The 18,342-nt window shown below is 46.7% G+C and carries 21 protein-coding genes; 13 read left to right on the plus strand and 8 right to left on the minus strand.

Going from position 1 to position 18,342, the window contains the following annotated elements; all coding sequences use genetic code 11:
- Positions 1–13: 13 nt before the first annotated feature.
- From B3N33_RS01665 to B3N33_RS01675, 3 genes are read left to right on the plus strand one after another with little or no spacing between them, the layout of a single operon-like run.
- Complete coding sequence (locus B3N33_RS01665) at positions 14–712, plus strand: hypothetical protein (protein WP_292591974.1); 699 nt, start codon at positions 14–16, stop codon at positions 710–712.
- A complete protein-coding gene (locus B3N33_RS01670) occupies positions 709–1,089 on the plus strand; it encodes a hypothetical protein (RefSeq protein ID WP_102819363.1) in 381 nt (126 codons plus the stop codon). Before B3N33_RS01665 ends, B3N33_RS01670 begins: the two co-directional genes overlap by 4 nt.
- A complete protein-coding gene (locus tag B3N33_RS01675; protein ID WP_292591975.1) occupies positions 1,079–2,749 on the plus strand; it encodes a penicillin-binding transpeptidase domain-containing protein in 1,671 nt (556 codons plus the stop codon). Before B3N33_RS01670 ends, B3N33_RS01675 begins: the two co-directional genes overlap by 11 nt.
- Before the next feature lie 2 nt (positions 2,750–2,751).
- On the opposite strand, the gene B3N33_RS01680 is transcribed toward B3N33_RS01675, so the two are convergent.
- From B3N33_RS01680 to B3N33_RS01705, 6 genes are read right to left on the minus strand one after another with little or no spacing between them, the layout of a single operon-like run.
- The gene (locus B3N33_RS01680; RefSeq protein WP_102819362.1) at positions 2,752–3,381 is read right to left on the minus strand and encodes an IMPACT family protein; all 630 of its coding nucleotides are present in this window, start codon (positions 3,379–3,381) and stop codon (positions 2,752–2,754) included.
- The gene (hflC, locus tag B3N33_RS01685) at positions 3,381–4,238 is read right to left on the minus strand and encodes a protease modulator HflC (protein WP_292591977.1); all 858 of its coding nucleotides are present in this window, start codon (positions 4,236–4,238) and stop codon (positions 3,381–3,383) included. Before hflC ends, B3N33_RS01680 begins: the two co-directional genes overlap by 1 nt.
- Complete coding sequence (hflK, locus tag B3N33_RS01690) at positions 4,238–5,215, minus strand: FtsH protease activity modulator HflK (protein WP_099828533.1); 978 nt, start codon at positions 5,213–5,215, stop codon at positions 4,238–4,240. The genes hflC and hflK overlap by 1 nt, the downstream gene beginning before the upstream one ends.
- A complete protein-coding gene (gene murB, locus B3N33_RS01695) occupies positions 5,215–6,132 on the minus strand; it encodes a UDP-N-acetylmuramate dehydrogenase (RefSeq protein WP_103134017.1) in 918 nt (305 codons plus the stop codon). Before murB ends, hflK begins: the two co-directional genes overlap by 1 nt.
- Entirely contained in the window at positions 6,114–6,731 is a 618-nt protein-coding gene (locus B3N33_RS01700) for a HEAT repeat domain-containing protein (protein ID WP_102819358.1), read from the minus strand. Before B3N33_RS01700 ends, murB begins: the two co-directional genes overlap by 19 nt.
- 17 nt (positions 6,732–6,748) lie before the next feature.
- Positions 6,749–8,338 (minus strand): DNA repair protein RecN, encoded by a 1,590-nt coding sequence (locus tag B3N33_RS01705; protein ID WP_292591979.1) that lies wholly within the window; start codon positions 8,336–8,338, stop codon positions 6,749–6,751.
- 186 nt (positions 8,339–8,524) lie between these two features.
- Here B3N33_RS01705 and rpmH point away from each other — a divergent pair, with 186 nt between their 5' ends.
- Genes rpmH through B3N33_RS01740 form a run of 7 tightly spaced genes read left to right on the plus strand, consistent with a single transcriptional unit; the run spans position 8,525 to position 11,963 of the window.
- Positions 8,525–8,659 carry a 50S ribosomal protein L34 gene (gene rpmH, locus B3N33_RS01710; RefSeq protein WP_102819356.1) on the plus strand — a complete coding sequence of 45 codons (135 nt, stop codon included), beginning with the start codon at positions 8,525–8,527 and terminating at the stop codon, positions 8,657–8,659.
- Positions 8,656–9,084 carry a ribonuclease P protein component gene (gene rnpA, locus B3N33_RS01715; protein WP_292591980.1) on the plus strand — a complete coding sequence of 143 codons (429 nt, stop codon included), beginning with the start codon at positions 8,656–8,658 and terminating at the stop codon, positions 9,082–9,084. The genes rpmH and rnpA overlap by 4 nt, the downstream gene beginning before the upstream one ends.
- Positions 9,029–9,271 (plus strand): membrane protein insertion efficiency factor YidD, encoded by a 243-nt coding sequence (gene yidD, locus B3N33_RS01720; RefSeq protein WP_292589354.1) that lies wholly within the window; start codon positions 9,029–9,031, stop codon positions 9,269–9,271. Before rnpA ends, yidD begins: the two co-directional genes overlap by 56 nt.
- Positions 9,268–10,614: a YidC/Oxa1 family membrane protein insertase gene (yidC, locus tag B3N33_RS01725; RefSeq protein ID WP_292589351.1), complete on the plus strand. Its 1,347-nt coding sequence runs from the start codon at positions 9,268–9,270 to the stop codon at positions 10,612–10,614. Before yidD ends, yidC begins: the two co-directional genes overlap by 4 nt.
- Positions 10,615–10,646: 32 nt before the next feature.
- On the plus strand, positions 10,647–11,354 hold the full coding sequence (gene jag, locus B3N33_RS01730; protein WP_214060932.1) for an RNA-binding cell elongation regulator Jag/EloR: 708 nt from the start codon (positions 10,647–10,649) through the stop codon (positions 11,352–11,354).
- On the plus strand, positions 11,320–11,682 hold the full coding sequence (locus tag B3N33_RS01735) for a cupin domain-containing protein (protein ID WP_292591982.1): 363 nt from the start codon (positions 11,320–11,322) through the stop codon (positions 11,680–11,682). The genes jag and B3N33_RS01735 overlap by 35 nt, the downstream gene beginning before the upstream one ends.
- Positions 11,683–11,729: 47 nt before the next feature.
- Positions 11,730–11,963 (plus strand): FmdB family zinc ribbon protein, encoded by a 234-nt coding sequence (locus B3N33_RS01740; protein WP_214060930.1) that lies wholly within the window; start codon positions 11,730–11,732, stop codon positions 11,961–11,963.
- Here B3N33_RS01740 and tsaD read toward each other — a convergent pair whose 3' ends face one another.
- Together tsaD and clpX are read right to left on the minus strand one after the other, a co-directional pair.
- Positions 11,964–12,956 (minus strand): tRNA (adenosine(37)-N6)-threonylcarbamoyltransferase complex transferase subunit TsaD, encoded by a 993-nt coding sequence (tsaD, locus tag B3N33_RS01745; RefSeq protein WP_292589346.1) that lies wholly within the window; start codon positions 12,954–12,956, stop codon positions 11,964–11,966. It abuts the gene before it with no gap.
- Entirely contained in the window at positions 12,956–14,167 is a 1,212-nt protein-coding gene (gene clpX / locus B3N33_RS01750) for an ATP-dependent Clp protease ATP-binding subunit ClpX (protein WP_292589344.1), read from the minus strand. The genes tsaD and clpX overlap by 1 nt, the downstream gene beginning before the upstream one ends.
- An 82-nt stretch (positions 14,168–14,249) precedes the next feature.
- Here clpX and B3N33_RS01755 point away from each other — a divergent pair, with 82 nt between their 5' ends.
- The 3 genes from B3N33_RS01755 to B3N33_RS01765 are packed head-to-tail and all read left to right on the plus strand — an operon-like array spanning position 14,250 to position 18,338.
- Complete coding sequence (locus B3N33_RS01755) at positions 14,250–15,890, plus strand: radical SAM protein (protein WP_292591983.1); 1,641 nt, start codon at positions 14,250–14,252, stop codon at positions 15,888–15,890.
- Positions 15,887–16,882: an asparaginase gene (locus tag B3N33_RS01760; protein ID WP_103134008.1), complete on the plus strand. Its 996-nt coding sequence runs from the start codon at positions 15,887–15,889 to the stop codon at positions 16,880–16,882. Before B3N33_RS01755 ends, B3N33_RS01760 begins: the two co-directional genes overlap by 4 nt.
- Position 16,883: 1 nt before the next feature.
- Positions 16,884–18,338 carry an AI-2E family transporter gene (locus tag B3N33_RS01765; RefSeq protein ID WP_292591984.1) on the plus strand — a complete coding sequence of 485 codons (1,455 nt, stop codon included), beginning with the start codon at positions 16,884–16,886 and terminating at the stop codon, positions 18,336–18,338.
- Positions 18,339–18,342: the final 4 nt, after the last annotated feature.

The following is an 18,342-nucleotide window of genomic DNA, read 5'->3' on the forward strand; positions in this document are numbered from 1 at the left end:
AGGAGCTTCGCAGGTGAAGTTCGCCGAGGCGGCAGTAGTGATTCTTATGATCTTTCTCATCCTTCTGACACTTTCAGAAGTATCTGGAGTGAACAGAAAGATGAGTGATTTGCTTGAAACCCTTGCCCTGCCGCTGATAAATATCAGAGTAGACATAGAGAACTTCTTCAGATCGGTATTTCAACTCAGGAGTATCGATCGAGTCATCAGAGACCTGAACAGGTATGCTGAGTCTTTCAGCAACAGGTTTCCATATCCTCTGCCAATGAGAGTCGCATTCTTCAGCTTCGAGCGAAACAACACCGCCATCATGACTACTGATAGAAGCGCGGCTCAGGGAGTTCCTGTTGTTTCGGTCTTTTCTTCGACCATCTATGGTGTGGTGAAGAGCTCGCATGACGGATATGTTATGGTCTCACCATTAACGGCTCCTGGTGTGAGGATTTCCGCCGTAGTACAGAGGGATAACAGAACAGTTGAAGGAGCTGTCTACTCGAGTGGAGGTAAGCTGTACTTCTCTACTTTCGACCCCTATTATCTGGAGAGCGGTGATCAAGTAAGAATCGCTTCGACGGTTCAGGGTTATGGGTACTACAAGACCATGAAGATTGATCTAATCGGCGAAATCGCCGGACTCCACGGAAGCGACTATCTAGTAAATACTCCAAATGTTTTTGGTGATTACTTCGTCTATCTGGAGTGGCAGGAATGACCTGGTTATTACTGATAGTCCCTGCTCTGTACTTTGATCTCGGATTTGGAGATCTCATACCTCTATATCCTGCATATTTGACATTGCTCGTCTTCCTTCCAACCAGAAACATCGCTTTTGTTCTCTCTGTTGCGCTGGTCATTTCATGGATAGTGGGGATGGCTCTGTCTGGAATCAGCATGGTTATAGTGCTCTCATTGATCGTTACATTATCGGCGTTGGCGATTCACGGGAGATATCGGACGCTCAGTTTCGGAGCGCTTACATCGGCAGCTATTGGTCTTGCTGGAGTGTTTTTTTCGGGTACGAGCTTTGGTGTCCTGGTTCCTTTTCTGGCAACATTCTGCATCCTGAGGAGGTTGAGCATTGAAGACTAAGAGTGCCAAGAGGTTTGACCTCTTCTTCGTGCTTTTCCTTCTAGTGATGGGACTGTTTGTATATAAGCTCTACGATTACCAGATAGTCAACCAAGAGAAGTATGCGAAACAGGTAGAGAGTATAAGCCGTAGATCCATTTCAATCCTTCCTCCCAGAGGCATGATTATTGATCGCAACGGAATCCCTCTTGCTTGGGACGCACCTTATTACAGGATTACGAAGAAAGTCGTCTTTCTTCCTGAAGATCTGAAGAGGATGATGGTTGACGCTTCAGAAAACAGAGAGAAAATGGAAAAGCTGATTCGGCGTCTCGAGGTTTTTGGCAGCGTTGAGACAGTCCTACCAGCTTCGGTCGCAGAGAGACTGAATGACTTTCCCGAGTTGGAAGTCTCGGAAAGGATCATAAGGCATTACCAGGATAATCCTGGAATCTCTCACGTAGTGGGTTACATCAAGTCTGATGGGGAACCGGTTATGGGAATAGAGAAGCAATACAACGAACTCCTCAGAGGAACTCCCGGTGAACAGCTCATTCGTGTCGATGCTTTAGGAAGGCAGATTAGCCTCGAAGGCGAAATACCCCCTTTGCCGGGAGATGATCTGAAGATCACAATAGATTCTAAAATGAGTGAATATATCTATAACCTCATAAACGAAACCGGAAAGACCGGCGCAGCTGCTGTAATGAAGACCGACGGAGAGGTTCTCGCTCTTGTTTCAGTGCCAAGCTTTGAAAGCATGTTTTTCACAACGGGGATTTCAAACAGGGATTGGGACCGTCTTAATCTCGATCCTTCGAGACCTCTGGTAAATAGAGCTTTGAGCCCCTTCTCACCAGGCTCTGCGATCAAACCGTTCATTGCCATGGTGGCTCTGGCAGAAGGGAAAGACAGCACAAAGGAGATCGACTGCGGAGGGGTTTTTCAGTACAAAGACAGTCGAGGCGTGGTTCAGGGAGTATACAGAGATTGGAACCTTTACGGCCACGGAAAGACCGATCTTGCCAAAGCTATAACAGTATCTTGCAACGTTTATTTCTATCAGCTCGGTCTAGAACTGGGAATCAACACGATCAACAGATACGCAGAACTGTGGGAGGTCTTTAAACCTACCGGAATCGATCTTCCCGAGGAGTCAGTCGGCTTGATGCCCTCCCCCACTTGGAAACGTGAGAGGCTTGAGGAAAGCTGGTTTCCTGGCGACACGATTCAGATATCAATAGGCCAGGGTTATCTCAGCATCACTCCGCTGCAGCTGGCAAAGTTAACAGGCGAAATCGCGACTAGAGGGATCGAGATCATTCCTTTTATCGGTTCAAAGAAAGAGAGTAGCAGAGAAGCAATCAATCTGAAAGACAGCGATTGGGATCTTCTCATCAATGCAATGGGAAATGTCATAAGCAAGGGTGGAAGTGCCGCCGATGCGGGAACCGCATACTCTGCATTCAGAGGTTTTGAAGAGACGGCCGCCGGAAAGACCGGTACTGCGGAACAAGGAGGTTCGAAACCGGCTCACTCCTGGTTTACAGGTTTCATGCCTCTTCATGAACCGGAGATAGTTGTTACGGTGTTCGTTCACGAAGGCGGCTACGGATCGGGCCTGGCTTCACAAATCTCAAGAAAGATTATGGATTATTATGTGACAGAATACGCCCGGTAGAATCATTCCACCGGGCTCACAAAACTCAACTCTTCTCCCATCTCGAAGAGAATCCTTCTCTCTTCGAAGAAGTAGCCGACCCTATCGATATTCTCTTTTCTGACCGCAAGCGTTGAAATAACCCTATCAGAGTAGTCTACATTTCGAACGGAGAAGTCTCTTCCTTCCACGAACAATCTGCTGAAGTCGTTCCACTGACTGTAGCTCATCTCGGCAGCTAGCTCAACTCCCGGGCAAAACAGAGCTGGCTTTCCTGACCTCAAGGCCTTCAGGGCCGTTTCACCATAGGCGTCTATCAGTCCTCGTATTCCCAGCTTAACTCCTCCGAAGTACCTTATGACTGCCACTGCAACATCGGTCAACTCGAGTCGACAGATCGATCCAAGTATTGGCTGCCCTGCAGAACCGTGAGGCTCTCCACCGTCGGAGTAATTAGCCACTTCCCTTCCTGGAAGCGAAATACGATACGCCCAGCAACAGTGGTCGGCACCTGCGTGATCCTGCGAGACAGCCTTTATTAGTGACTTTGCTTCATCCTCGTTCTCACACCTCTTACTGAAGCCGATGAACTTTGACTTCTTGATGTTTATCTCACTGCTTCCGGTTTCGAGAAGTGATTTCGTACAATCCATTACTCTCCTCTTGAAAACTTATCTATGAAATCCATAGCAGGTCCGAGAATGTAATTGGCATCGGCAAGTGTCTTTTCGTAGACTTCCAGCCTCTTCATGAACTCGTAGAATTCCGGATCTCTGTTGTATGCATCTGCATAAATGGTGAGAGCTTGAGCGTCTCCCATCCCAGTTATGATATCTGCTTCCTTCTGTGCAGTCGCCATCATTATCTGCGCTTCTTTGTCGGCCTCCGCCCTAAGCTTCTGAGCCTCTCTATTCCCTTCGGCTCTAATCAATGAAGCTTCCTGCATTCTCTCGGACTTCATTCTTTCGAAGACAGCATTTCTGTTTTCGTCGGGCAAGTCGGCCCTCTTAACACGTACAGATATTATCTCGATCCCAAAGTCCTTCATGTCATTTGCGGCAAGTTTGGTTATCTCGTCGAGAACATCGGTTCTTTGGCCGGAGATGATGTCATCGTAATCAAGTTTCCCAAAAGTATTTCTTACGTGAGAGTACACAATGTCGTCTATCCGTGTGAGTGCGATCTGTTCTGACTTCATTGTCTCTACGAAACTCCTGGGATCTACTATCCTCCATAGCGCGAAGGTGTCTGTAAGAATCGTCTTTTTATCCCTAGAGTAGATCCTCTCAGCATCAACATCGTAGATCTGAATTCGCTTGTCGAACTTCCTTACAGAGTCGATGAACGGAGTCTTGGTGTAAAGACCGGCCTCGGTAACTGACTCGCGTATTTCGCCAAATCGAAGGACCACGGCCTGTTCAGTCTCGTCAAGTATGAAGAAGAAGCTAGGCAGCATAACTGCCGCAACTATTACCACAATAGCAATCGGAATGATGAATTTGTACTTCATTATCTCTCGCTCCCTTCAAGATCAAGGAGTTTAAGAACGCTGCTCTGGTCAAGAACAACGGTCTTACTGGCCTCTCCAAGTACTTTAGCAAGCGTTTCCAGATACATCCTGGTTCGAGTAACCTCCGCAGCCTTTTCGTACTCCTGGAGAATCGCAAGGAATCTATCCGCTTCTCCTTCTGCATTGAGAATCCTCTCCTGTGCGTAGCCTTCCGCGACTCTAGTCAATTGAGCCGCCTCTCCTTCTGCCTTGGGAATGAGGTCGTTCTTGTATTTCTCGGCCTCATATATGAGTTTCTCTTTGTCCTGCTTGGCACTGTTCACATCGTCGAATGCGGCGATAACCTGTTTTGGAGGCGCCACCTCTTGCAGGAACACGTTTTTCACCAATATGCCTGTACCGAGCCTCTCAAGTTCGGCCTGGACTCTCTCTGCGGTCCGAATTGAGATTGTGTCTCTCTCGGTTGTGAGAATTGAGTCTATAGTGCTGGAAGCAACTTCCTCCCTAAGCACCGACTCTGTTGTGAACTTCACGATGTCGCCATCATCCACGATATTGAAGGCGAGTTTTGCCGGATCCCCAACATAATACTGGATAACCATTTCCACGGAGACGATGTTTCCATCTCCGGTGAGCATGAGAGACTCATTTGCCAGGGTCTGGTAAGTACCTGTTCTAACGGTTCTAAAACCGATTTCCTGCTTTCTCAAATTCGAAGTATCTACAACGACTACGCTCTCAAACGGAAATGGCAGATGGTATCCAAGTCCTGGACCGACGGTATTTGTATACTTTCCGAATCTCTTGATCAGTCCGACCTGATCGGGCCCAACCAGGAAAAACCCGCTCAAGAAATACACGGCAACGATTGCGACAATAACCAGCAGCACAAAAAGCCCGGACCATAAAAAGCTCTTCTTAGGGCCTCCACCGCCTGTGAAATTATCTTCAGGTTCCTCAATTTTTACGTCAACCATTATCCAACCTCCTTCCAGATTTCTATCTCTGTTCCAAGATCGACGCCTGCAGCCTCTCTTACTTTTCGCTTGATCACTTCAATTAAACTCAAAACGTCTTCCTGGCTGGCGTCTCCTTTATTGACTATAAACCCTGCGTGCTTTTCCGATACTTCAGCGTCCCCGACCCTAAAACCCTTCAAACCTAACTTTTCGATGAAGGAACCTACATAGAAGTCAGGCCTCGGTCTCATAAAAACGCTCCCTGCACTGGGATACTGAAGCGGCTGCTTCTCAAGCCTTTTCGCCAGGATCTCAGACATCCTTCTACTGATCTCAAGCTTCTCTCCTCTTCTAAGAGCGAACTCGGCTCCGAGGATGATTTTGTTGCTGGATCTGAAAATACTGCTTCTGTAAGAAAAACCAGCGGCCTTCCCGTCGATTTCTCTTGCCCTGTTGCTTTCATCCAGATAAGTCACTCTGGCAACGCGATTCCCGAGTTCGCCACCGAAGGCACCCGCGTTCATGAGAATCGCCCCCCCGACAGAACCGGGCAGTCCAGTGAGAAATTCAAGGCCAGTCAACCCCTCAGATAAACAGTGCCAGATTAGAGTATTGACACTGGTCCCGGCCTGAACGAAGACCCTCTCTCCTTCGGACTTCATCAAGTTCAGATTCTTGGTCGAGACTACAACTCCTTCAAAGCGGGCGGGACAGATGATATTTGAACCTCCTCCGATGATTCTGAATTCAATCGCCTCAGATTTCAGAAAGCTCACGATTTCCGCAAGCGACTCAACGGAATACGGCTGAACAAAGACTCTTGCAGGACCTCCTACCCTGATCGTCGTATGCCACTTCAGAGGCTCATTAAGCCTTACATCCGCCCCCAAAGAATAGAGGATATCAAAACAGTCTGTCAGTTCTCTTTTTGCCATTGATAAAGCCTTTCAGTGATCTCCCTACCATTGTGAAGGCTTTGGAGATAGTTCTTCAATTCATACCTCCTTGAGAGAATTGAGTGAACTGCTTCAAGAATGAAGGCCTTCGTAGACTTGTCGGTCGTCTCTCTCCCATACAACTCAGCAAGCGCCTTGACAGCCATTGAGGAATTAGTGCTGCTTAGAGCCATTATGACTTGGTCTCGGAGTTCCGAGTCATTGTTCTCACTAAGCATCAAAGAGAGAAGACCCACTACCTTCTCTCCTTCACCCAGGCGCGCAAGAGCCTCGTAGATAACGACTTGAGACCTCTCGTCACTGAAATCTTTCAGCATCTCATAAAGGTTTGTAACGGTTCTCCTGTCACCTATTTCACCTGCGAGGTCCGCAAGGTACAGCCTGGAGACGGGGTCGATATTCGTTATTCGCATCTTCTCTATGAGAAGCGGAACAACTGCCTCTCCCATCTGCAAGAGCGCATCAAAGCAAATGTGCGCAGTTTCGCTGTCTTCATTGACCAGAAGGTCAAGAAGAGCAGGAATCGCCTCCGTTCCCTTTTCTTCAACTATCCTGTTTATTAGCTCTTCTCTATTCACTAGACGCACCTCATTTCTCAATCTGGAATCTGGCCGCTCATTTCCTCGATCTCTCTTTCTTTAGAGCAGCCATGAAGCTCTTCTATACTCGAAATGGTGTTGGAACCGAACTGCTCTTTTCTGACGACAAAGTGCTTGTCTGCATTCTGAGCAATTTGGGGAAGATGGGTTATAACTATAGTCTGTATCTCCTGCGAGATCTCTCGCAGTTTGTCCGCCACTACCGCTCCCAGCCTCTGCCCAACACCAGAGTCAACCTCGTCAAACACAATCGTTCTAAGATCCAGCTGCTCTCTCAAAGCAGACTCAAGCGCCAGTAAGAACCTTGAGAGTTCCCCTCCGGAGGCCACCTTACCTATCTCCATAAATTTCATTCCGGGATTTGTCTTCACAATCATCGTCACTCTGGAAGTACCGTAGTTTCTCGGTATCTCTTCCTGGCGCAAATGAAACTTCAGTTCTGCACCTTTCATCCTAAGGCTTTCAAGATGAACTCTTATTTGCTCTTCTATCTCCCTGGCCCTGGCCAATCTCTTTTGGTCGAGAATCTCTCCGGTCTTCTTCAATTTGTCAAGCAGATCCTCTTCACGCCTCTTCAGCCTCTCTTTTCTCTCCTCAAGCTCTTGCAGAGACCTCAACTCTTCTTTGAACGTCTCGAGCTTAGAGAGTATTGCATCTGCAGAATCACCGTATTTTCTCTTCAGCCCCTGGATTAAGGTCATTCTGTTCTCAATCGATGTAAACTCTTCATCGTCGATGTCAAGGGAACCTCTCTCCTCTTCGACCTTCGAGTACAGGGAGTCGAGCTCTTCTAGTGCAACTTGGAGATTTTCTCGCCACTCACCATATCCAAAGCTTTCAATTCTCTCGACTATAGTAACTGCATCGTTAAGCGAGTTATAAACAGACAAATCGCCGTCCTTAAGAAGCTCTCGCAGCTCATGAAACGTATCTAAGAGGGCTTGAGCGTTTCTATATCTTGTATACTTCATCTCTACGATTTCATCCTCGCCCGGCTGCAGTCCCGCCTCTTCTATCTCGCTAATCTGGAAACTCAAGAAGTCCTTCTCTCTCTCTATGTGAGCAGGGTCTACACTGAACGATTCGAACTCGCGCTTGACCTTCAAAAACTCTCCATATAGCTCTCTGTAATTTGTAAGGCTCTCTTCGCCTTTCAGCGCATGATCCAAAATTTCGTGGTGCTTAGACTCGTCTAGAAGACTAACACTGCTGTGCTGAGAGTGAACCTCTACCCTGTCGCTGAAGGCAGTCTGAACAATCTGCCTTGGCACCATCCTCCCGTTTATCCTGTAAATCGTCCGTTGCCCAGTGAAACTTACCGTTACAAGGAGGTGATCTTCTTGAATCTCGATTCCCGTTTCTCTCAGTTTCGAGCTCAAAGAATCGTCGACCACAAAGTTTCCTTCAATACTTCCGGCATTAACGTTATCCCATTGGGGAGGGAATCCTAACACTGTCAAGAGCGCCTTAAGAAAGATAGTCTTCCCTGCTCCGGATTCACCGGTTATTGCGTTCATTCCTTCAGAGAATTCAACGTAGAACTCCCTGAATGTAAGAAAATCCCTTCCTGCCAGCGATAGCAGCATATTTTCCTCCAACTTAGTGTATAGTCCAAGTGGAACTCATACATCAATCTATTATACTATCGATCAACAGTACCTTCAGTGACTCTGCTTTCGGTCCGGCAAGACACCGGCATATCGGCGCCTTGACAGTCCCTGCCACACTCCGTATAATGTTCACTGTGACGAATTCACTGGAGGTTGTTTATAATGAAAAGAACATATCAACCATCAAGAGTTAAGAGGAACAGAACACATGGTTTTCTTGTTAGATCCCGAACGGTTGGCGGCCGAAAAGTGCTGGCAAGTAGACGAAGAAAGGGAAGAAAGAGACTGTCTGTGTGAATCTGAAGGATCAGTCCCTTAGTAAAACAGAAAGACTAAGAAGAAAGGCAGACTTCGACAGAGTCTTCAAAAAGGGAAAGTCAATTGTTGACCCTTTTTTTGTTGTATTGTATGTTAAGAATAGTCTGCCTTTTTCTCGTATTGGAGTATCGATAAAACGGAAATTCGGCAAGGCGCACGTGAGAAACCGACTCAGAAGATTGGTGAAAGAGGTTTACAGGACTAATAAATCAGTCTTGCCCGCGGGGTATGATATACTTTTCATTGCTAGAAAGGATTTATCTGACCTGTTTAAAGAGAGAGAAGTTGGGTACTTTGGCATTATGCTCGTTATCAAACGAATCGCTGAGAAAATTGGAGAAACGTCCGATGAAAAAGATACTACTGTTTCTAATAGATTTCTACAGAAGAAAGATCTCACCTAGAACCCGCCCAAGATGCAGGTTTTGTCCCACGTGTTCAACATACACATATGAAGCTATAGAGAGATTTGGAGCTTTCAAGGGGCTCGTTCTCGGAACATGGAGAATACTCCGATGCAATCCCTTCAATCCAGGGGGCTTCGATGAAGTACCAGATCACTTCACGCTACTGAGGAGGCACGGAAAATGAGAAGAGCGATACTTCTTACTTTGATCTTCATGACACTTTGCACGCTCTCTGTATCGAGCAAAGAACTAGTTACTCAGGAAGGAACCAGTACACTCATAGTCTCAGGCAAAACGCTCAAGGTTACCCTCGACACAGTGAGAGGGTTGATTCTTGGAGTTACGAGTTATGCCGATAACAAAACAGTCGAGTTCTATGTCTACAACGAAAGTCTTGGCAAAGACGGCTTTAACGTATTCGATGCTGAAGGAAACGAGCTTCTTCCAACTTCATTTTCATACAGGGAGGATATCGACGGAAACATAGTTGTGACATTTAATTACGAGCAGGGCAGTAAGTCTTTCATTATTCTCAACAGTCCTTACTATGATTTCAAAGTTCAGTTCGATTTCAACCAGAGAGTAGAGGTCGCTTTGCCGTTCATATCTTACCAAAATCAAACGTTGGGACCCGATTCCTCTTACTATATGACATATGACAAGTTCAGCGGCCAGAAGACGCTGTTTGCAGTAGCGTCGAACCAGGGGACATTTAAGTTCCAGAGATACGAGCTTGAAAGTGGAAGAGGGGTTCTGGAATCTTTTGCAGGCCCAATGAGATTAATACATATTAAGCAGGCCCTTCCAGAACACTACGACGCAATAGTCAAAGATCTCCAAGACTTTGGCGGGGTGACCATTTTCTCATGGATCTACCATGGGATAGTCTACTTCCTCTTCTGGCTTTACCAGTGGTCTGGGAACTTCGGATGGGCGCTGATTATCTTCACTATAGTAACGCGATTCATCCTCTATCCCCTTTATCATATTCAGACGAAGTCAATGCTGATGATGAGGATGCTGCAACCGGATGTTGATAGAATAAAAAAGAAGTACAAGGACCCGAGAAAGCAGCAGGAAGCAATGATGGCACTCTACAAGGAAAAGGGATACAATCCCGCTTCCGGCTGTCTCCCGATACTTCTTCAGTTACCCGTGCTGATTCTTCTCTACAACGCGATTCGGTACTTCAGTGAAGCGATGGCATATTCTCCGGGTTTCTTGATCTGGAAGGATCTATCCGTTGGCAACTTTGTCATGAACATTCCCTTCATAATCATCACGGTCGTTGTGGGAATATATAGTTCGTTGCTGACCGCTCAAGATGCGCGATCTGCAAGATCCGGAGTAATTATGCAGATCATTTTCCCGATTCTATTTGCAACGTTCCCATCAGGGTTGTTGCTGTACTGGACAACCCAGAGTGTGCTACAGCTAATGATTAGCTGGGTTGTTTACAGACGTCACGGAATAAAGGGGCTGACTTTGAGGCAGATGCTCAGTCTGCCAGAAAAACCTGCGAAGTAGACAGAGATGAGCTCAGGAGGTGTTAGTTCGAGATGAAACCAATTGAATACAGAGCCGAGACCGTTGAAGAGGCGATAAGGCTGTCTCAGGCTGATCTCGGTGCCTACGAAGACGAAATGGAAGTTACTATCAAGGAGAAAGGCTCAAAGGGTTTTCTAGGAATTTTCGGATCAAAGGAATCGGTAATAGAAGTCTCTCTTCTTGACAAACACTGGGAAAGGAAACTTCACGACTTCCTTAAGGGAATACTCAAAAGCTTTGACGAAGAGACTTTTTCCGAAGTGAAGCTCGTCGGAAGAACTTACAGAGTTCGAATAGAAGGCGAAGAAGTGGCAAGGCTCATTGGAAAACACGGAAAGACAGTGGCCGCATTGCAGCATATTATGAATATCTATGCAAACAGGATGGCTCCTACCAAAGTTAATGTAACTGTCGACATAGGGGACTACAGACTTGAAAGGAAGAGACTGGTTGAAGAAATCGCTCACAGGACAGCAAAGTCGGCTCTTTCCAAGAGAAGCAAGATCATAATGGAGCCAATGTTAGCCTTTGAGCGCAGACTCGTTCACGAAGTTATCTCGCAGTATGAAGAGCTCAAGAGTTATTCCGTAGGATTCGAGCCATACAGGAAAGTTGTTGTCGAATACAGCGAGAGAAAACACTCTTACGATAGAAAATCTGATCCAAAGAGGAGGCGCTACGAAAGTGTCAGACCGAATTCTGATAGGCAAAGCGCATGAAGTTGAACCACAGCTGTTCGACAATGAAAGTGCAAGGAAGGTCTCCAAGAGAGTATTGATAGGAAAGGCTAAAGGCGCCGAAAACTTCGTCATGAGGTTGTTCACCGTTGGAGAAGGAGGTCATAGTCCTCATCACAGTCATTTGTGGGAACATGAAGTCTTCATTGTCTCGGGTGAAGCGACAGTTGTTACGAATCAGGGCGAGGTCCAGGCATCTGCCGGGAGCTACGTCTTCGTTCCTTCAGGAGTGAAGCATCAGTTCAAGAACACAGGAAAGGAAAATCTCGAATTCATCTGTGTGATTCCATCTTCGGCAGATGAGGAATAGAATAGATACAGTTGATAAATAGAATTTGATGCGAAGGAGGGACCGACATGCCGTTTTACAGATATAAGTGTGAAGACTGTGGAGAAGAAACCGAAGCCTTCCAGAAAATGTCCGATGAACCCCTTACGGTTTGCCCAGCATGCGGGGGCAATCTGAAGAAACTGGTGAACAGCGTGGGAGTTGTTTTTAAGGGTGGAGGCTACTACAGCACAGATTCAAAGAAGTCTCCGACTGTTGATAGCAGCAAGAAGCCTTCAACTTCTACTAGCAAATCAGAATAATTAAAAGACATCTAAGCTTAGGTAAGGCACTGCGTTTGTTGAAAGAGGGGAGAACAATCCCCTCTTAGCTTTTTCATATGCAACCATCGCGATCATTGCCGCGTTATCCGTGCATAGATTAACAGGTGGGAAGAAAGCTCTTATCTTCGACTCTTCCGACAGATCATTCGCTCTCTCTCTCAAGCGAGAATTCGATGCAACCCCACCGGCAAAGGCGACTTCTTTCAGACCCTTACTCTCGGCTGCGTGGAATGTCTTCGTAACCAACGAATCGACTATAGCTTCCTGAGCAGATGCCGCGACATCATAAGCCGAGGCCGACGGGTTCTTCTTCAAGAAGTACAGGACTGAAGTTTTGATGCCACTGAATGAAAAGTCGAAATTACCCTTCTCTTGAAGCGGCCTTGGAAAGTGATATTTGACTTCTCCTTTCTGTGCTGCCTCCTGTATTGCAGGACCGCCCGGATAACCCAGCCCAAGCAGCCGCGCAATCTTATCAAGGGCCTCACCTGCGGCATCGTCTCTTGTCCTTCCTACAAGCTCAATTCTATTCCAGTCTTCAAGCACAAGAATTTCGGTGTGGCCTCCCGATACCAAAAGCACCATGAAGGGCGGTCTCAGTTGAGGGTACTCCAGGAAATTCGCATAGACATGACCAAACAAGTGATTCACACCGATGAACTTTTTGTTCATTGCAAGGGCCATCCCTTTTGCAAAAGACAACCCGACCAGCAGAGATCCCACAAGCCCGGGACCCATGGTCGAGGCGAAGACATCTATTTCTTCCAAACTCAAATTCGCCTCATCGAGTGAAGCGGAGACAATCTTGTCAACTATTTCTAGATGCTTTCTTGCTGCGATTTCCGGCACAACCCCGCCGAATTTCCTGTGAACATCTATCTGAGAAGAGACTACAGAAGAGAGAAGATGGCCATCTTCAATGATGGCCACCGCTGTTTCATCACACGAACTTTCAAGAGCAAGAACCTTCATCAGGCAGATTCTCTAGAGATTATCTCCGGAGAAGAGTTATGGACTATGACGTCTTCATTAATGACAACCTTCTCCACGTTGTTCATTGTTGGAATATCATACATTATATCAAGCATTACCTGCTCCATCACGCTCTTAAGAGCTCTGGCGCCAGTCCCTCTCTTCATAGCTCTTTCAGCGATCGCAGACAATGCACCTTCGGAGAATTCCAGCTCGACACCATCAAGCCCCAGCAGTTTCTGGTATTGCTTAATGATAGCGTTTCTCGGCTCGCTCATTATCCTCTTCAGATCCTCAACATCGAGATCATTCAAAGCGGCCAATACGGGGAACCTACCCACAAACTCAGGAATCAAGCCGTATTGAATCAAGTCATCGGGAACGACCTGCTGGAGAACCTCACCAAGCCTAAGTTGATTCTTCCCCTTGACTTTTGCCCCGAACCCCATGGAGGAGTCTAGAACCCTTTGCTTAATTATGCTGTCTAGACCGTCGAAAGCACCACCTACAATAAACAGAATGTTGCTCGTATCTACTTTTATGAATTCCTGGTAAGGATGCTTTCTTCCGCCTTGCGGCGGAACATTCGCAACGGTCCCTTCGACGATTTTCAATAGAGCCTGCTGTACTCCCTCACCAGAAACATCTCTAGTTATCGATGGATTGGGAGATTTTCTTGCTATCTTGTCGATCTCGTCTATGTATATTATCCCGAGTTGTGCCTTCTCCACATCATAGTTCGAAGACTGGAGCAGCCTTAGGACTATGTTTTCAACATCTTCTCCAACGTATCCAGCTTCGGTAAGAGGTGTCGCATCTGCAATCGCAAACGGCACATTGAGAATACGTGCAAGGATCCTTGCTATGAGGGTTTTTCCCGAGCCAGTCGGGCCAACTAGCATAATGTTCGACTTCTCAATCTCGACATCATCTACATCATTGAAGACTCTCTTGTAATGGTTGTAAACGGAGACTGAGATTGTCTTCTTCGCGTTCTCCTGGCCTATCACATAGCGATCCAACTCCTTCTTGACATCTGCAGGAGTTGGGAGCTTCTTACCGGGCGCCTTTCTTGCTTTCTGATCCTGCTGAATTATGTCATGAAATAGTTCGACACATTCATTGCATATGTACCCTTCCGTTCCCGATATTAACTTTTTTACCTGCGGTTCTGATCTTCCACAGAACGAACAATATCTCTCAAACGGCAAAACTTTCCCTCCCATTAATCGGTGCTTTTATTATACACTGTAATAGGATAGCACGCACATAGCACGCACATGGAGGTAATTGATGAAGGCTCTCATTATAGACGGATACACCGATGAACCGGCGGCCTTCGGAGTACCGCCGTACATATCGCCAAGAATCAGGGCTTTGGCCGGCGCCTTTCTGCTTAAGAGATTTGAGACAGACTACCTTACTATAGATCAGGTAAGAAGTGGCAACCATTGGAACCGACCAAACGACTACGATTTTCTTCTAGTATATGGGGGGGTCACAACCTCAGGCAGGTACTTAGGAGGAACCCCGATATCCAGCTCCGAAATATCGAGACTTCTTGAAGCGAATAAGGACCCGGTGAAAATCGTCAGCGGTCCCTTAGTGTCTGTTGGCTATACTCTGAGAGGAGGTACAACCGCCTTTGCTCCTCGCTTTCTAGGAGCAGATCATCTCTTCAGGGACGAATTCGAGCTCGCTGAGCTGCTTGGCATAGATTACGACGGTTCGCGTTATTCGCTGCTGAACAAGCTGTACGAGGCCGGAGCGAATATTATCGTACTTCATCCCTCTTATCCAGATGTAATAGCTGAAATCGACATATCTTCAGGCTGTGAGAGAAGTGACGGCTATTGCTCTTTCTGCACTGAATCTATTCTCTACGGAGGTTTTGAGTGGAGAAACCTAAAGGGGATTATCTCGGAATTTGAAGCTCTGAGGAGGCTCGGCGTAAAGGCAATTAGGTTCGGAAGGAGTGCAAACGTGATCGCGTACGGTTACTACAAGAATAGCGACAAACTCGATACACGTTTAATTGAAGAACTTTTCAGATCAGCCAGACACATACTGGAACCCGAAGTGCTTCACATTGACAACGGAAATCCGATTTTCATTGCCAACCATCCCGTCGAATCGAGATCCGTGCTTGAATCGATAGTCAGGTATAATTCCGCAGGAGACACGATTTCTTTCGGCGTGGAGAGCTTCGACAACGAAGTTCGGGAGAGGAATAACCTCGGAGGAAGCGTTGAAGACATAATGTTCGCTATTGATCTGGTCAATGAAGTAGGTGGTACAAGAGTTGATGGTGTCCCGAAACTGCTTCCGGGTATCAACTTGCTTTATGGTCTTCCAGGACATAGCAGAAACAGTTACGAAGTGGACTACGAAAACCTGGTCTGCATAAGAGACAAGGGGCTACTTGTACGAAGAATAAATATAAGGCAGGTAATGGTCTTTCAGGGGGCAGCGATTGCCAAGATGAAGAGGCCGAAAATCGATCATAGATTGTTCGAAAATCACAAACGGCGTATAAGAGAATCAGTAGACACTTCGATGCTAAGGGCAGTCTTCCCTGTTGGAGCGGTTATACGAGGCGTCCTTCCGGAATACAGCGATGGAATGGTTCACTTTGGCAGACCTCTGGGTACTTATCCTATTCTGGTCGGTACTCCTCTAAGCTTTAAAGAGAAGACCGACTTTGTCGTTATTGACCACGGCATGAGATCTGTAACCGGCCTTCCCGTTGGAACTGAACTGAATGAGCTCGGTGAGAGAGAGCTCCAATATCTGCCCGGAATAGGAAAAGATAGGGCAAGATCGCTAGTTATGAAGAGGCCCAAGACGGTAGAAGAACTGGTAGAGATTGTGGGACCCGAAACGCACAAGACACTATCGTTGGTTAGGACAAAACTAGGAGGAAAGCAAATATGAAGCAGAGAGTCGTTTTAGTTACTACAGGCGGCACTATCGCTATGGTAACCGACCCTGTTACAAGGGCTTCGATTCCGGCTCAGGGGTTAAACAAACACGTGGCCAATGTCGAGGGGCTTAAAGAAGTAGCTCTTGTTGAGCACCATGAGTTTTCAAACATCCCAAGCCCTTATATCAACCCGGAGACCATGTGGAACCTCTCTAAGAGGGTGCAGGGGCTCTTAGACAGGGAGGAAGTTTGCGGAGTAGTCATTACTCACGGAACGGACACTCTCGAGGAGACGGCCTACTTCCTCGATCTAACAATAAGGAGCGAGAAACCCGTGATTTGCACAGCAGCAATGAGGAACATCGACGAAATGGGAACCGATGGTCCAAGAAATGTGCTCTCATCTGTCAGAGTTGCTGTCAATCCGCTCGCAGTTGGAATGGGAACCATGGTCTGCCTGAACGACGAAATCCACGCAGCCAGAGAGGTAACAAAGACCTACACCAGCAACGTTGCGACCTTTGACTCTCCTGGCCATGGCCCGCTTGGAATAGTTGACGAAGATTCAGTTATCTTTTTCAGAAAGCCTTTGCTCAGAGCGGTTTTTAACGTTGATAAGATTGAACCGAAAGTCGCCCTTGTCAAGACCTTCACTGGCGATGACGGCTCGATCCTCAGAATTCTGCCCGAGCTGGGCTTCAGAGGATTGGTTCTTGAGACATTTGGGAGAGGCAACGTACCCGTTGAAGTCTATCACGTAGTAAAATACCTAATAAGAGCGAAAGAGTTTCCTGTTATCATTACTTCAAGGTGTTTCAAGGGAAGGGTTCTTGGAGTTTATGGATATGTCGGTGGAGGAAAGAGTCTGGCCGATTTAGGCGCGATCTTTGCTCAGGAGTTGTCCTCAATAAAAGCAAGAATCAAACTGATAGTTATAATGGGGATCACAAGTGAAATGGCGGAAATCGAGAGACTCTTTAAACTCCCTTTGAAGGGGGCATGACGTGGGACGTGAAGTACTGAAGAAACCTCGTTTTCAAGCAGCGGTATTCACATTATTCTATCTTGCAATTTGCTTTGTGGTATTCTCGGTTTCACTAAGAACTGCCGTTATTCTCTTTGCGACTTTCACAGTTGTTCTTTTACTTGAACCCTGGACAAGGTTCGCACAAAAGTATTTTAGAATCAAGCGTTCAATCTCTTTGGGAATTGGACTGACTATTATGTTCGCAGGAATAACTCTTTTGATTGTCTTCCTGACGACTCCTGTCGCAAAGGAGGCCTCGAAATTCTACAATATTGTCAGAGATTTCTTCCCTTCCGTTCAGGAGGCTGAAATTACCTCTTTCGAAGTGAATGCGAACATCGACAGATTTCTTTCGGACGAAGACCTCCTCGCACAGCTTTCTCATGAAGAGATCGACTCGCTCGATCTACTGTCTAAAGATCTGAAGAACTATTTCGTTGACGTAATGAGGCCCATACCTGCAAACCCGGAGGGGTTGGAACAGGATCTCGCTCTGCTTGAGGAGACTCTCAAAGAGCGCAGTGACTATCTTGTGATTGTCAGCAGTAGCAAGTATAAGCAAGCTTCATTTGACGAGATTCATGGCATCGTGGCAAACTATCTGAATCCCGAAGTGGCCGAGTCGCTTTCTGCCATCGTAATGGAGAATGCAATGATAGTTCAGTCACAGGAACTGTGGAGAGATGTAGTGGAATACTTCATGCCGAAAAACATCGATCCGGCAAGACGTAGGGCAACTTATGAAAGCGTAAGGAATTTCCTCATTCAGGTGCAGAACAGCCTTATGAAATTCCTTCCGGGAGTACTGGAAAAGGTGCCCAGTTTCGTAACCACCACGGGGTTCGTTCTTTTCTTCACGATAGTGGGCGCGATCTACCTAAGCTACTACTTTCTGACAGTTAAGGAGTTCGCTCCAAAACTCTATCCGAAGAGGATTCGCGATATTGCTCTCAACTTCCTTTCAGACACGTACAAGAACCTTGAGAGGTACGTGATCTCGGTAGTTCTGATAGCATTGATTGTGGGGATCGTAGTCGGCATTGTGGTTCAGTCGATGGGATTGAAATACAGCCTCCTAATGGGGCTCTGGGCTGCTTTTACTAATCTCATACCCATAGTGGGAGTACCACTTGAAATTGTGCCCCTCGTTCTTCTAGCCGTATCCACACAGAATCTCGTTCTTGTCCTGATACTCCTTGTCGTTTTAGTAATAGTTCACGCGGCGGCCTTCATCCTTTTCCTGGTATTCATGAAGGGCTACAACAGAATCAATCCAGTAATAGTCATTTTGATGATTGTGGTGGCAGGACAGTTGCTCGGGCTTTTTGGCGCGATTGTTGCCGTTCCGTTTGGCATTATATTGAAGATGATGTGGATCCACTTCTTCTCACCGATGCTCGAAGAAGAGGAACAGGGTCAACTCGGCGAGTAAGAGA

This window comes from Mesotoga sp. UBA5825, assembly GCF_002432955.1.
Classification (GTDB): Bacteria; Thermotogota; Thermotogae; order Petrotogales; family Kosmotogaceae; genus Mesotoga.